General features: G+C 49.1%; 15 protein-coding genes. All 15 read right to left on the reverse strand.

Annotated elements, in window-relative coordinates; genetic code table 11:
- Nucleotides 1-31: 31 nt before the first annotated feature.
- The 15 genes from AC6ROY_RS14775 to AC6ROY_RS14845 all read right to left on the reverse strand — a co-directional run bounded on the left by AC6ROY_RS14775 (nt 32) and on the right by AC6ROY_RS14845 (nt 14,549).
- Nucleotides 32-1,918, reverse strand: coding sequence for a motility associated factor glycosyltransferase family protein (locus AC6ROY_RS14775; RefSeq protein WP_500101338.1), 1,887 nt, complete (start codon nt 1,916-1,918; stop codon nt 32-34).
- 1 nt (nt 1,919) lies between these two features.
- Complete coding sequence (locus AC6ROY_RS14780; protein ID WP_500101339.1) at nt 1,920-2,480, reverse strand: DUF8042 domain-containing protein; 561 nt, start codon at nt 2,478-2,480, stop codon at nt 1,920-1,922.
- Between the two features lie 223 nt (nt 2,481-2,703).
- Complete coding sequence (locus AC6ROY_RS14785) at nt 2,704-4,371, reverse strand: flagellin N-terminal helical domain-containing protein (protein WP_500101340.1); 1,668 nt, start codon at nt 4,369-4,371, stop codon at nt 2,704-2,706.
- A 216-nt stretch (nt 4,372-4,587) separates the two neighbouring features.
- The gene (gene csrA, locus AC6ROY_RS14790; RefSeq protein WP_500101341.1) at nt 4,588-4,818 is read right to left on the reverse strand and encodes a carbon storage regulator CsrA; all 231 of its coding nucleotides are present in this window, start codon (nt 4,816-4,818) and stop codon (nt 4,588-4,590) included.
- Complete coding sequence (gene fliW / locus AC6ROY_RS14795; protein ID WP_500101342.1) at nt 4,818-5,270, reverse strand: flagellar assembly protein FliW; 453 nt, start codon at nt 5,268-5,270, stop codon at nt 4,818-4,820. Before fliW ends, csrA begins: the two co-directional genes overlap by 1 nt.
- A 100-nt stretch (nt 5,271-5,370) precedes the next feature.
- Entirely contained in the window at nt 5,371-5,943 is a 573-nt protein-coding gene (locus AC6ROY_RS14800; RefSeq protein ID WP_500101343.1) for a DUF6470 family protein, read from the reverse strand.
- Between the two features lie 31 nt (nt 5,944-5,974).
- Nucleotides 5,975-7,261: a flagellar hook-associated protein FlgL gene (flgL, locus tag AC6ROY_RS14805; protein ID WP_500101344.1), complete on the reverse strand. Its 1,287-nt coding sequence runs from the start codon at nt 7,259-7,261 to the stop codon at nt 5,975-5,977.
- A gap of 19 nt (nt 7,262-7,280) precedes the next feature.
- Nucleotides 7,281-8,963: a flagellar hook-associated protein FlgK gene (flgK, locus tag AC6ROY_RS14810; RefSeq protein WP_500101345.1), complete on the reverse strand. Its 1,683-nt coding sequence runs from the start codon at nt 8,961-8,963 to the stop codon at nt 7,281-7,283.
- Between the two features lie 42 nt (nt 8,964-9,005).
- The gene (locus AC6ROY_RS14815) at nt 9,006-9,506 is read right to left on the reverse strand and encodes a flagellar protein FlgN (protein ID WP_500101346.1); all 501 of its coding nucleotides are present in this window, start codon (nt 9,504-9,506) and stop codon (nt 9,006-9,008) included.
- Between the two features lie 15 nt (nt 9,507-9,521).
- Nucleotides 9,522-9,785, reverse strand: a complete 264-nt coding sequence (flgM, locus tag AC6ROY_RS14820; protein ID WP_500101347.1) for a flagellar biosynthesis anti-sigma factor FlgM — start codon at nt 9,783-9,785, stop codon at nt 9,522-9,524.
- A 104-nt stretch (nt 9,786-9,889) separates the two neighbouring features.
- A complete protein-coding gene (locus AC6ROY_RS14825; protein WP_500101348.1) occupies nt 9,890-10,315 on the reverse strand; it encodes a TIGR03826 family flagellar region protein in 426 nt (141 codons plus the stop codon).
- Nucleotides 10,316-10,441: 126 nt separating this feature from the next.
- Nucleotides 10,442-11,284, reverse strand: a complete 843-nt coding sequence (locus tag AC6ROY_RS14830) for a ComFC family protein (RefSeq protein ID WP_500101349.1) — start codon at nt 11,282-11,284, stop codon at nt 10,442-10,444.
- Nucleotides 11,248-13,314 (reverse strand): ATP-dependent helicase ComFA, encoded by a 2,067-nt coding sequence (locus AC6ROY_RS14835; protein WP_500101350.1) that lies wholly within the window; start codon nt 13,312-13,314, stop codon nt 11,248-11,250. Before AC6ROY_RS14835 ends, AC6ROY_RS14830 begins: the two co-directional genes overlap by 37 nt.
- 24 nt (nt 13,315-13,338) lie before the next feature.
- Nucleotides 13,339-13,737 (reverse strand): hypothetical protein, encoded by a 399-nt coding sequence (locus AC6ROY_RS14840; RefSeq protein WP_500101351.1) that lies wholly within the window; start codon nt 13,735-13,737, stop codon nt 13,339-13,341.
- A gap of 86 nt (nt 13,738-13,823) precedes the next feature.
- Nucleotides 13,824-14,549, reverse strand: a complete 726-nt coding sequence (locus AC6ROY_RS14845) for a response regulator (protein WP_500101352.1) — start codon at nt 14,547-14,549, stop codon at nt 13,824-13,826.
- Between the last annotated feature and the right edge of the window lie 2 nt (nt 14,550-14,551).

The following is a 14,551-nucleotide window of genomic DNA, read 5'->3' on the forward strand; positions in this document are numbered from 1 at the left end:
TACCCCCGCTTCCATATTTGTAAATCCGGGCTCAGCTGTTTGTTTCATTTGAACAATAGGCATCTATATCTTCTAATATTTCGTTGGTTAAAGCCGAGGTTAAAATATACATCTGTTGGCAAGAAAACAAGAACGGGCCGAACTTATCAATAGCCAATTTTGCTTTTTTTAACATATTCGATTCCTGCTGGATGCCCTTCGATGCTCTTGAAAGTATGTCGTGTTCCGTTCTCAATAAAGGTCTAATAAATATATCGAAATATTCATTATTCATAAAATCAGTAACAAGGCTGTCAAATTGTGGGAGACTTTTCTTAATACTCTTGAAATCTTTTTTATTATGAAGCAGCTCCATTTTTTTTAACTGAGAAACTAGCCTGTCCATTTTGACACTAAAAGTTCTTTTGATTTCATCATGATGAACTTGTTGCTTGCCTATGAAATCCCTATCGTAGCCGTTACTTTCTCCAACAAACCAGTTCGCAGTAACAACATCTCTCTTGATTAAGGTTGTACGAATTAACTCTTCAAGTTCTATATAACTTGCACCTTCGATTTGTGCCCCACCATTTGTTGAATTAAACACAGTGATGATTCCACGGTATTTAGCAATCATATTTTGCATGTGCATTCTTGAACTATTATGTGAGCTAGAGGTTAAAACCATATCCCCAGAAGTACTTTCTACATGCAGCATACCTTCTTTTTCCTCATCAGATAAAAATGTCGCACGTGAAGAATATTGTATGCCATCCGCGTAGTATTTATCTTTTTTAAATGAAAAATTTTGTCCCACTAAAATAATAGGATTAGCGCCTAGTTCAGCTAACAATTGCAAGGTGAGCACCGCTATGGACGGAGCATCCAATATGATTTGTTTTTGACTTATAAGCTCTTCTTTGTTTAAGTAGTACGCTGACACGTTGTCTTGACTTGTAATCATATGTAAAAGAGGTCCAGGGTAATTTTTTATGGTTTCATATCCGACACTGCTTCCGAATACTAAAGGGATATCACCACGGCCAGATTCAATAATTTCCGAAAAAACATCAATATTATGCGGGTTCGGATCATAGGATGTAACCAAATCAGGTACTATACCTTGGGCCAGCAACGCTTTATTAGCAGAACCAACCGATACAATATAACCAAGTTTATTTTCTTTTATGTACTTAAGTCTGTCATATTCCTCTTCTAAAGATGGACCTGCTGCGACAATAAGCGCAGGTTTGTTATGAAAAAAAGGCTTTTTTTCTTTCAAAATATTTGGAGTCTTTAGAACTTTAGGGAAGTTTTTAAAGCTGTTAAAGCTCCAAAGCTTCTCATATCCTAAGTTTGTATGCATTGCCTGCCTTGTTTGCATTATGTTTTTTTTGAACATCTCATAAAACGCATCTAATTGTTCCGAATATACTTGTTCATAAACCGGAGGAACAACGAACAGTACTTGATCATAGATTCCATTAAGTAAATTGTCTACATACGCTTGTATATGCTTATAATCCACATATATATTTTTTAGCTGTTTTATAGGAAAATCCGTTAAAGTTCGAAGCTCAAGAAAACGATAAAATGTAGCCATATTCGGTTCGAAAAGACTAAAATTTACATTCGGGTGCTTTTCTAAAAATATGTCAACATGATAGCCGAGCCCAACCCCCCAAAAAAATACATGCTTATATGATCCTATATCTTGAAAGTTATTATTTACAAAACGCTTTGCTTCCTCAACGGGGTCATACATACTATGCAAATGATAGCGTTTTTCATTTTCGATAAGAATCATTGTCTTAAACCCATTTTTAGCATCAACAATCTGTACTTGGTCCAACTCGACCTTCTGTTCATAATGATCGAAAAAATTCAACACTGCCGGAAAAAATCTCTTTAAGAGTATCGTATTATCAGCAAGAATCATGTTAGTTACCTCTAGAAATGATTTGACTTATATAGCCTTGTAGGCCATCTAGGATTGGCTTAACTTCATATCTTAATAGATCCAGGAGCAACACAGTATTATCATCTTCATATGCAAGCATTAGCTGGGGAACAATGACTTCGGCTTTCTTGCTTACCTCGAGAAGAGTAGGCTCATCCGTGTTTTTACATACATCAAAAAGCCAATTAACACCCTCCAGCAATTCCCCTAATGTATGGCGGTTCTCCCGATTAAAGCTTCCTTCCAATCTCTCCAAAAATAATGTAAACTGAACTTGAATTTTATCCAAGTAAAGTAAAGCATCCTGCAAGACGTTCTCTTTCAAGACTGCTGCCGACAAAACTACCGCTCTAATCTTATTTATACTCTCTAAGTTTTCGATTAGATATGAGCTATAGTTACTAAAAACATCAACACCATCAATATTGAAGTGACTAAAATAAACGTTGTTCTCTTTTAGATATTCATTTATATGCCGTTCAATCTCCTCAAGAAAATTATTATGTAGCTGTATTTCTTTTTCATTAATAATTAATTGCACTGATATCACCCTTCTCGTTACCTATACTATAGTATTATATCGTCAAATCATCCCCGATATTTCAGGCCTTTTATCTGGTAATATTTATTGGGCATCTTTACGGGCCGCAGTTGAGTCCATCTTACACAGGGGCCTTGTGTATTCATATATTCACTCTGCTTCTACGTCCATATACTCAAAAAGAGGCTCCTGAAGGGAGCCTCTTTTTGAGTACCAATTTCGATTAACGAAGCAATTGCAGAACACCTTGCGGTTGTTGGTTTGCTTGTGCAAGCATGGATTGAGCAGCTTGCGTCAAGATGTTGTTTTTGGTGAACTCCATCATTTGGCGAGCCATATCTACATCGCGAATACGAGATTCAGCAGCAGACAGGTTCTCGGACGATGTTCCCAAGTTATTAATCGTGTGCTCCAAACGGTTTTGAACAGCACCCAGCTTAGAACGCTCTGAGGAAACTTTTTCAATTGCGTTATTGATAACCGTGATCGACTTCGCAGCTTTTGCAGCACTCGAAACATCAAGGCTGTATTCGCTGTTTGTGGAATTCGTTCCGTCTGTAACACTAGCGGACGAACCGAAGTCACTACCGCCACCAGAGGCACTGATACCGAGAGCCTTCGAGCGCATGTCGCTAATACTCAAAGACATGGACTGATTTTGGTTAGCTCCGATTTGGAAGGTGAGGGAGTTATCTGCGCCAGTTGTAGTTGTTACATCGCTAACAACCTCAATTTTAAGGATACCGGAACCACCCGATCCTATTCCGGACATATCAAATCCGAAGGTGATACCATTTGCAGAGTACACGCCTTTTGTTCCGGAAAATCCGGAGTTCAGGTTAAGCAGCTCAATAGATCCATCCGCACCGGATCTCGTAATTTCAATTGTACCACTTGTTCCGTCACCATTGCTGACCATTCTGATGTAGTAGGTGCCTGCTGCAAGGCCGCTAGCCAGTTCGATCGTTCCGCCACTTACTGCATCAGCACCACGGGTAGCGCCCGAACCAGAGAACGAGCTCCATACATTTTGCTTCGTGGAAAGCGAAAGGTCGGAAGCGCCACTTACTCCAGATGCCTTCGTATAAACTACCGCGTCAGCCGAACCGCTTGCCCAGCCTTCAATGGAAGTAATTTTGAACGAAATACCATTATCATTGTAAGTGTAGTTGCCACTTGCGTCAGCAGTAATACGAGCATAACCGGAAATGGCTTGCGTGCCTCCACTAACGTTGTTCATGAAACCACTAACAACGACTTCATTGCCACTTCTGTAAATTGCAAACACACCTGACGAACCGGAAGCATCCCCTGTCAAACCAACAATTGAACCGCTGTTTGCTACAAGCGTGATCGCATCGCCATCGAATTTCGGCGAAGTCGCGCCGATAGCGACATCTGCCAGTGCGGCAGTCAATGTAACACCGTTATTGTTTTTACCGGCAGTTAAAGTTGTAGACAGGTCATTCAGCTTCTCACCATTCAACAGCTTCATGGTATTGAACTCAGTCGTGTTACCGATCCGGTTGATCTCGGAAGTCAGTTGGTTGATTTCCTTTTGGATCTCGCCGCGGTCAACAGCTACGTTTGTATCGGAAGCTGCTTGTACGGACAGCTCACGCATACGTTGCAGGATGGATTGTGTTTCGTTCAATGCGCCCTCAGCTGTTTGGATCAGCGAGATAGCATCCTGGGAGTTACGGGAAGCTTGGTCCAAGCCGCGAACTTGCGCTCTCATTTTTTCGGAGATCGCGAGACCTGCTGCATCGTCGCCAGCACGGTTGATGCGAAGACCGGAAGACAGCTTCTCAAGGGATTTGCCAGTGTTAACGTTGTTGGCAGACAACTGACGGTAAGTATTCAGCGCTGCAATGTTTTGGTTAATTCTCATTGCTTGTTTCCTCCCTGAATGTACGTGCCCACATCCATGTGTGCACTTGATATGTAACCGAGTCTGGGTCGGCCGCCCCAGATTTCAGCTTCTATTTATTTTATCGAAATTTGACAGCTTGTTTATGAGGACGAATTTCAAGCAAAAATCCGTTAAAACGTGAATTATAAGCAATTATTCGCACGTTATCTCCAAATAACTCGTCTTATCAAGATTTTACAGCCTTTTTCGCAAAATATCCTTGATATCACTAATCTTTAAGACGCTTTGTGAAGCTTCCTGATTCGATTTTTGAATGGACAGGTATACTTCCTTACGATAAATCTCCACTTCCTTGGGAGCCGAAATACCTAGCTTAACCGTATCGCCCTCCACGCCGATGACCGTCAACTCGATATCATGCCCAATTACGATTGCCTCGCCTTTTTTACGGGATAACACTAGCATTATAGCTCACCCTCCTCGACGGATGCGTCATTCAGGTTAGCAATGACATGACGCGTACGGTAGGAGGTGTGATGCAGGATAACCTGCTTGCCCAGCTTGGCCCGTGTATTCAATACGAGCGGCGCCAGCAGATTCAACGAAATTTCATCGTTTTCTTTAATTGACACCATCGTAAACACCATCAGGTCAGTTGCATCGGCAAGCTGCAGTTCTTTCTGTGTGGCAGCTGGGAGCTCGAAATCATAATCCGCTACATAAACAAATGGATTAGACACGATGAACGAGATGTCTCCATCCTCCAGCGCTTGCATAAATGAAAACGGCAGCTCCTCGTCAGGCGTCAGAATAACGAACCGGCGTAGCTGCTCGAAGCCAGGAAGCCCTTGCTCAAATGTAATAATCTTATCTTCATCTACTGAAATTTCCCCGAACCGTAACGTATTCAAGTTCACCGCTAGCACTCCCTCATTCCATAAATAAAAAGCCCATGTCGAGAAGCAACTTCTCCTGCCATGTGCTTAGTATACCTCATGTGTCCTGGATTCCCTACAGCTATACACGTGTATCTATGACGGGGGGAATCAGCTCGATTGAATTTTTTTGCAGCAAATAAATATCCAGCTTGCCTCGCTCGTAGGAAATTTCCGGCGCATGCAGGGTAGCCTTTGTGTCAAATGACCCTGGCGTATACTGCGATTGAGGGCGCTTCGCCGTATATTGGATATCGGGGCTATCTACAGTAAATGGACCTTCATAATTAAATTTGAAGTCCTCAAACATGCTTTCCGCAGCCATATCCGCGATCGGGTTAGCTCCCTTATGCTGAATAGCAGCCAAACGATTACCGGCCTCCACGCGCTTCGCAATGCCCTGCAAGGCCAGCTGCCGGGATTCACTCGAAATTCGCCGGGAAAAATCGAAGGTGCTTCCAACCCCCAACGCTGACCAAGATGGGCCTTGGTCAATCTTCAGCTCGCCAGGAACATAGGTGGTTTCCAGCTTGGCCGCCTTGGTGGTAATCTGAAGCTCGGGGCGAGGCTGACGAATGGAAAACTTGCCGAGATCGGCATCAATTCCCACCTTGGCATACGTTTGTCGAATCTGTACGATCGGCATAGCAACCATGTTCCCCGTCCCCTTTCTTGTATGAAGCTGGTTATCTTAAAAAGTCCACCAATGTCGGCGTAATGACCTTGGACCCGACAGACAAAGACGCTTGGTACACATTCTCGGCAGCCTTAAACATGGTGACCAGTTCGGCCAGGTCCGCACTTTCGGTTTTACTTTGCAGCGTCTTCAAATTAAGATCAATGTCCTTCAGACGCTCCTCGGACAGCTGTATCCGGTTCAGCTTGGCTCCCAGATCGGCTCGTGCCTCCAGGAACGTATTCAGTCTAGAATCAAGCTTACCAAGCAATTGGGACACAGCCGCTGTATCCTCTTTTTCAATCGCGGTCGAAATTTCACCGAGTACCTTAAACATATTATCGGCGTCACCAGGCCCGCCAAATACTCGATTGCCGATCAAATTAACCGGCATGCGAATCCCTGTCGCAATTTCGAAATATATCTCTTTATCGTCCGTTGACGAAAATTGTGCATCGTACACGTACGTATTTGCAGCCGCGGCCGGATTAGTAGTAGCGGTGAGATCCGACAGATCGCGCGCCGTGCTTAGCCATTGCGTAGCCAGCGACCCACCCATGATTCTAACGCTGCCCTGCGCACTGTTGTTTAACGTCGCGATTTTCAGTTCGTTGGCCGCAGTGACCGTTACCTCAACGCCACCTTTTGTAGAAGCCAAATTGATGGCCGTCTGCAAATCGGTTGCAAACTCGGCTGCTCCTGTTGCCGCGTAGTCCTTTGGCGGAAGCGTCACTCTTAATTCCTGTCCGTTCACCGATAACACAAGCTCATTGTTCGCCGCTGTAACGTTGGCTGTATTCACATCCACGTTCCCCTGCACGCTGAGACTCGGCGCAACCTGCTGTACAGCCTGCGCGTAAGGCGGCTGCTCGGTAATTTGACCATTAAATACGTGCTTGCCGTTGAATTCACTGTTTCCAACAGTAATCAACTGCTGTGTAAGCTGCAAAATTTCCGCATTAATCGCTTTTTTCGCTGTCGTATCGTTACTGCCATTGGCTGCATTCACAGACAGCTCCCGAATGCGCTGCAAAGCTGTGCCTGCCTGCTCCATCAACGTGTCTGTGAAATCCAGCCAGGAGATTGCGGTATCGACATTTTCCTGATACTGCTCATTCGCTGTAATATCGGAGCGGTATCGCATCGAATAGCTCAACCCTACCGGATCATCAGAAGGTTTATTGATTTTGCGCCCTGTTGCCGTCTGGTCCTGATACGTATTCAGCTTGTTCAGGTTTGTGTTCAAGTTGCGAATCAGCTGGGAGCTTAACATGTTTTGTGTAATACGACCCATCATACGGCTTCACCCCGTTTCATTATCTGCCTACGACACCCATGCTATTGATCACTTTATCCAACGCCTCGTCAAAGGTAGTCATGGCTCGGGCAGCCGCATTGTAGGCGTGCTGATATTTGATCAAGTTGGCCATCTCTTCATCTGTGGACACACCGCTGATCGACTGGCGGCGGGAATCAACCTGCTCCACCAGCACCTTCTGGTTATTTGCCTGGCGGCTGGCCTCCTGCGTTTGCACGCCCAATTGCCCAACCACAGCACGGAAAAACTCATCGAAGGTGCCATTTGTCAAAATAGGAATGCCGGTCGCGCCAACCGGATCAAAATCGAACCTCGAATTGCGCAAGCCAGCGGCAAGCAACGCAATCGAGTTGTTCCCCTTGACCAGCGTCTCATTGCCGCTTGCATCCTTGACGATGTTGCCGTTCGCATCTGTTAATACACGGGAAGACGCTACGATCTTCGAAACATTGGATACAATGTCCGGATTCACGGTAATACTGGCGGCGTTGAACTCCGTTTGATCCCCGCGCAGTGTAAAGAAAGGAATACCCGATTGAGGCGGGGTTTCCAGCGAATATCCGAGCGAATGAAGTGCGTTTAATCCTTTTAACGTGACTTCCTTATCCTGCTTCAGTACACGCTGCTCATCCGTGAGCACTTCTGTACCTGAATAAGTGACTCCATCAAGCACGGTTCCCGCAGGGAGATTTTTAGGCAGCACAGAACCCGCAGGAAGCGTGACCTTGACCGAGCCTTCAACGAGCGCCTTCACCATGGCGTTCATTTGAAACTCATAGCTGGACAAGTACGTTTCCCTTGCCTCGATCATGCCGAAAACCTCACCGCTTTTGAGCTCGCCGCTTCTGTACAAGGCATCGAAGGTCACGCCGGTTGCCGGTTCAGTAACGGTGCCGTCCGCAGCCGGAACCGGTGTTAAAGCAAACGAATTAACGACATTAATTCCCTCTACAAGCGCCGTATTGTTGCTTAGCCGGATGTTGTAGCCGCCTGCTGAATTTTCTACGGTTACGTTCATCACTTTTGAAAGCTGGTCAACGAGCAGATCACGCTGGTCTCGCAGATCATTTGCATCGTTCCCCAAACCTTCAATGCGGAAAATTTCATTATTCAACCGGGCAACCTGGGTTAAAATGGTGTTGGATTCGTTAACCTTCACCCGCACGTTTTCCGTCAAGTCGCTTCTAAGATCGCTTAGCTGGGTGGACACGTGATTAAAGGAATCCGTCATCGCCAGCGCACTTTCTTTTAACGCGGCTCTTGCCGTCGTATTTTCCGGCTCTTTACTAAATACTTGCCAAGCATTCCAGAATTTTTCGACAACTTGACGAATACCTGTATCCGACGGCTCATTCGTGATCGCTTCCAGCTTCTCCAAAACATCCTTGCGAACCGACCAGTTGCCGTACTCTTTATTTTCATTATAAAACTGATGGTCCAGGAACGACTCTCGAATGCGCTTGATCGAATCGAACTCTACACCTTGGCCGAGCTGGCCGGGGATATTGCTCCGCATCATGCCGGGAGCCTCAATCGGACGGGATGCCGTCAGATTGACAACCTGGCGCGTGTAGCCTTGCGTATTGGCGTTGGCGATATTATGTCCGGTCGTGCTGAGTGCGGTTTGTTGAGCGAACAGCGCACGCTTGGCAATCTCTATACCTCCGAACGTGGATCTCATCTGGTTATCCCTCGCTTCTGTAACATATAGGTCCTGTGACGGCTAGGCTCTTGCATCAAAAATACCGGGACGTTTCATACCGCCCTGGCTCTGTTGAGGGTTATGGTACACCGCTTCATCATCCGGAGGCCCGACAATTAAGTCGAGTGAATAATCGACAAATGCAAGCGATTGCTCAATCAGCTGCTGATTGACCGCGTTCATCTCGCGCAGCTTCCGAATGGTGGACAGCAGCTGCTTCTGGGCGTCGAGCAGTTGCTTCTTATCGTCCGGGTTAAAAATAATCCGGGTCAAATCGCTGACGGTTACCTTCGGATTCGGCTTATACCCCTTCTCCAGCAAAAATCCGCCGATATCGTCTACGCGCTGCCGGTCCAGCTCCGCGATTTTTTTGATCAGCTTGTTTTCCTTGGTCACGATCTGCGTCAGTTGATCTACCTCGTTGCGAATGAGCGCTCCCTTCTTCTGCTCGGCCGAGTCCAGCAAAGAGGCATGCACATCATTCAACGCTGTCATGGTCTCGATCAAAGCTTGAAAAGACATCTTCCGCCACCTCGTTTACCCCTTCAGAAAAGGGAATATCTTCTCGGCCAACACTCGCGCATCAACCTGGTACGTACCTGTGCTTACTGACTTTTTCAAGGCGTCCAGCTTTTCCGAATGACTGACCGCACTGTTACCCAACAATTCCTTCGCCTCGCTTGAAATCTCAACCTGGTCTTTTTTGTGGCCTGTCTTATTATGGCCCGCCGCCAACTGAGAGTCCTGACTTTTCTTATAAGGATTTACAGAACCAATCCGATCACTGCCGTTAATTTTCATCATTTCACCTCATTTATAGCGTAAAATAAATACCCCCACCAGTAAAAGCATTACTACTTTTATCGGTGGGAGTAGATTGAAAGTTTAGAAGTTCTCTAAAATCCTTAGTTGAACCGGTCCTGCAGACGGTCCTTGATATTGTAGGTGCCGCCCTTCTGCTGCTGGGCCCGATCCTGCTTCTTGCGCTCGTCCTCCAGCATCCCGGAAGCGTCCTTCTGGAGTCTTGTCCGGCACGGCTCGCACATGTTGCCTTCACGGATCGGCGTGCCGCACACATCGCAATCGTAGTTCATATTCGGATTATTGCGGATCGAAATGCGGCCATCGCGGATAAATTTCATAATTTGCTTCACATCGACGCCAGTCTCATCGCTCAGCTCCTGGATGGTGCATTGCCGGTTTTGACGCAGAAAGTTCAAGCATTTCTCATACTCAGCCTCGATGCTTTTGATGCATGCCGGGCAAAGGCCATACGTATTTTTCATATACACTTTGCCGCAACGACTGCAGTTTGCTACATTCAGACTCATTCGGGGACCCTCCTCAGCCTTTGCAAGATGTTAATTTAACCCTAGTGTAGCGTATAACCAGAAACAATGCACATGCTTTTTGCAACTTTTGGCCTCTTCCGAAGCGTAGAGACAGCCACGCAGAGCCTATCTGGCCCATGTAATGCCGTAGATATCAATGGGGAGCCACGAACGGATCGCAGCGGCGCAAGCGTTCATCGTACTGCCTGTCGTGTACACATCATCTACGACGTACAAGCAAATCGGACCGCTGCGGGCCGCTTGCAGCAGTCGCATGGCGCCTGAACGCTCCAGTTGAAACAGGCCCTGCATATTTTCGATCCGGTCGTGGCGCCCCTTGGCGCTTTGCTTCTCCGTATGCCGGGTGCGCAGCAGCAGCGGCAGCAGACTCGCTCCGGTAAGCCCGCTCAGCAAGGCAGCCAGCTGCTCCGCCTGATTGAATCCCCGCTCGACGTAGCGCTCGGCGCTCACCGGTACGAAGGTGATGTACTCCTGAATCTGAGCCAGCCCTGAAGCGCTTGCCGACGCTTCGCTTCTGCTCCGAAGCTCAGGCGCAGCATCGGCCATCGAAAGGCGGTGCAAATGGTACGCATGCAGCAGCATCGGCCCGAGCACGTCGCGCAGCGACTCCTTGCGCTGGTACTTGTACGCCGCCAGCCACGTCTTCATCTGATCGTTATATCGAACGGCGCTGCGGTTTTGGACGAAGTAGGCCGGTCCCCGCTGACAATCAGGGCACAACTCCGCGCGACCACAGCGCAAGCAGGCCACCTCCGATGCCAGAATCCAGGGAATACCCGCAGCGCATGCAGGGCACAAGCACAACAAGCCCTGCTGTCCGCCACCCCTGACCCGGCTGTCGCACACCTGGCAGCTCAGCTCGGCAGGCGACAGCAGCCGTTCAGCAGAGCGCAGCCAGCCAAGCGCACCGTTCATCCACGCTTCCAATTGCCTAACCAGTGCGGCCATACCTGCATGCCTCCCTTCGCGCGCTGAATATATCCTTTTCGCCGGGCAAGCTTATTCATCGACGAAATCTGGCGCAGCGCTTCGACTTGCGAGCGAGTTTTCTCCTTGGCGGCAAAATACACCGCACCTTGCGGGTCCTGCGCCGATCTTCCCGCCCGACCAGCCATTTGCACCAACGCAGCAGCGTCGAACAGCATGGAACCGGCATCCAGGATATAGACGTCAGACTTCGGAATCGTCACCCCCCGCTCCAGAATCGTTGTCGTGACGAGCAGGCTAATCGACGCAGAGCGAAAAGCGATCACCTTGTCCGCCCGCTCCTCGTCCTTGGAGGAAGTACCGGCTGCGGGATAGCCGCTGAAATATCGGCACAGCAGCTGGACAAGCGGCTCGACCGACTTGATGTTCGGCACAAACACAAATACTTGCGCCCCACGCTCCAGCGACCGGCGGAGCGCCGTTTGCAACGCGGCAGGCAACCGGCCTGTCTGCAGCAAACTGTGGAGCGGAGGGCAGCTCAGAAGCCGCGGCTCCGGCAACGGATGACGATGATACCGCGCGGGCACGCGAACATGCGGCAACCGTCCCTGCCGGACGTCGCGCTGCAGCTTCGGCGGCGGAGTCGCTGACAGCAGGATGAACGCGCCTCCAGGCTTGCATACACGATCCACTGCGTACATCAGCATCGGGTTGTTGTGATAAGGGAATGCGTCAATTTCGTCTACGATAACGAGGTCGAAAGCCTGATTGAAGCGCAGCATCTGGTGCGTCGTGGCCAACGTCAGCGCCCCCTGCTCCCAGCGCTGCTCACTTCCCCCGTAGAGCGTGACTGGCGGGCTGTCCGGGAATGCTTTGGCCAGCCGCGGCTGCAGCTCCAGCACGACATCCTTGCGCGGGGTGACGACAGCGACCCGCCCTCCCGTATCGAGTGTGTAATGAATCATGGGGAATATCATTTCTGTTTTACCGGCGCCGGTTACTGCCCAGATCAAAAACTTCCGGATTTCCTGTTGCTGCTTGGAATGGGGGGATTTTGCTTTCAAAAAACGCAGCGCTTGCGCCGAGGCAGCCGCCTGTACATCGCTTAATCCCCAGCGCTCCAAGTAGTAAACATCGTGATGAAGCGCCTGCATCTCCGGCACTTGCTGCGAACAACTGCGACTGATTAGCGGACTGCATCCTTGCACCCGCCCCATCGTCAGGCATGCTTCGCAGTAAGGACATGGCTCGCCACAGTCGGGACAAGCCGTCCAGCGGATAAGCTCCGGGCCGTCCCTGCTCATCTGACTCTTACGACCACTGGCCGTCTCGCTTCCTTCGCTGCCGCAACGCAAGCAAGTCAGGGGAGCCGCCCGCTTCAGCGGCGCCAGTTGTCTCCACCAACGCGACAAGCCGTCCTCTCGATCCACGCTCCGTCCGAAGCGAATACCCGGCTCCATGTTAATTTGGCCGGACAGCCACCCCAGCTGTAGTAACAGCTTGATTGATGCTGTGCCTTCCAGACTGTTCTTGCCTAGACTGTTCTTCCCCAGGCTGTTCTTGCCCAGACCGTCCTGTACCTCGCCACCTCCAGCCAGCAGCGCTTCCAGCTCCTCGGGCAGCAGACTCCTTCCCTCCAGCACCCGCAGCAGACCGGACAGCTCGTTCGACTGCCGCTCCAACTCAGACTCCTCCCCACGCCAATCCGCGTGGACACTGTCCTCGCTCACAAGCGCTGCCTCGTGTGCGGGTTCGTGTGCGGGCTCCCACGCCCAAAGCCGCCATGGCTGCTGTTCGCCCCTCCTGATCCCGGCGCTTGCTGCAGCATGATGCAGCATTTGAAAATCATGCTCGTCCCGACCGGCCTTCCCGCCTTGCAGCGCCTGAATGAGCCTGAAGGCTTGTCCAAACGACAAAGACGGCTCCAGCACACGCAGCCTGAAGGCTTGACCGTGTACCCGAACCCAGTGCTTCCGATCCGCTCTTAACTCAACAGACATATGCCATGAAGTGCCTTGCGGGGTATCCAACGCATATACAAATGCTCGCATGGTTCTCCTTTTCCGATTCCGGATTCACATGGTTTTGTAAGCGGTTGCTAAATCTTGTTCCCGGCTAAGCCGGATAATCACAAGCTGCTCATCTTCAACTTCCGGGTACCGGGCTTCCCAGCTCTCTCCGGCATCCAGCCAGATGCTCAGGTGATGCTCCTTGCTTAACCGTTCTGCGATGGCAATCGTATCGTCTGTAGAGCCGCTGTCCGCAATCGTGACTACGATTTCCCGTCCCTTTACCCAAGCCAGGAAATGAAGCGAGCGGATGACCCATTCCACCTGATGACCGTTGTTTCTGGTCTGAAGAACATAATGCAGCACATGGTGCGGCGATCGGCGCGGGGAGCGCCAATGAAGTCCATGGATGACCGCGATTCCAGCGGCGTAAAAGCACACAATCCAAATCAAGCCTATCAGCATAGAGGCTCCCTCCCTTACAAGCAGTATATGCCGCCTATAAAGGGATGGTGCCACCAAATGCATAAAATCAGCTTGCCCGGATGCAGCTAGAGCGTAACCCAACCGTTTTTGATCGCGATAATGACCGCTTGCGTCCGGTCGTCAACTTCCATCTTTTGCAAAATGCTGCTGACATGGTTTTTAACGGTTTTCTCGCTTATGTACAAAAATTCCCCGATCATCTTGTTGCTTTTGCCCTCAGCCATCAGCCTCAGCACTTCAGCTTCACGCCGGGTTAACGGGCTGTTGTCCATATGTACATATTTGACCCCGGCTTCCTTCGCCGCTGTACCGGTACCCGATACGCCCTGCTCATCCAGATACGTCATGCGGCGCAGCTGGTTAATGAGCTTGCCTGTCACTTTAGGATGAATATAAGCATGTCCAGCCACTACGGAACGGATCGCATTGATCAGCGACTCGGCTTCCATATCCTTGAGCAAGTAGCCGGAGGCTCCTTTGCGCAGCGTCTCAAATACGTAGCTTTCATCATCATGAATGGATAAAATAATGACCTTAATATCGGGGAAAATATCCTTCAGCTTTTCCGTCGCCACGACACCATTTTCTACCGGCATATTGATATCCATAAGCACAATATCCGGATGAAGCGTATTGCACAGTTCCAGAACCTGTATGCCATCGCCGCATTCCCCGACAACCTCCAGATCGCTTTCCATGTTCAAAATACGTTTGACGCCTTCGCGAAACAGCTGATGGTCATCAGCGAGCACCAGCTTGATCGGACGTTTGACATTGCCCATGATGTCCATAT

This window comes from Paenibacillus sp. sg306046 (assembly GCF_059821225.1).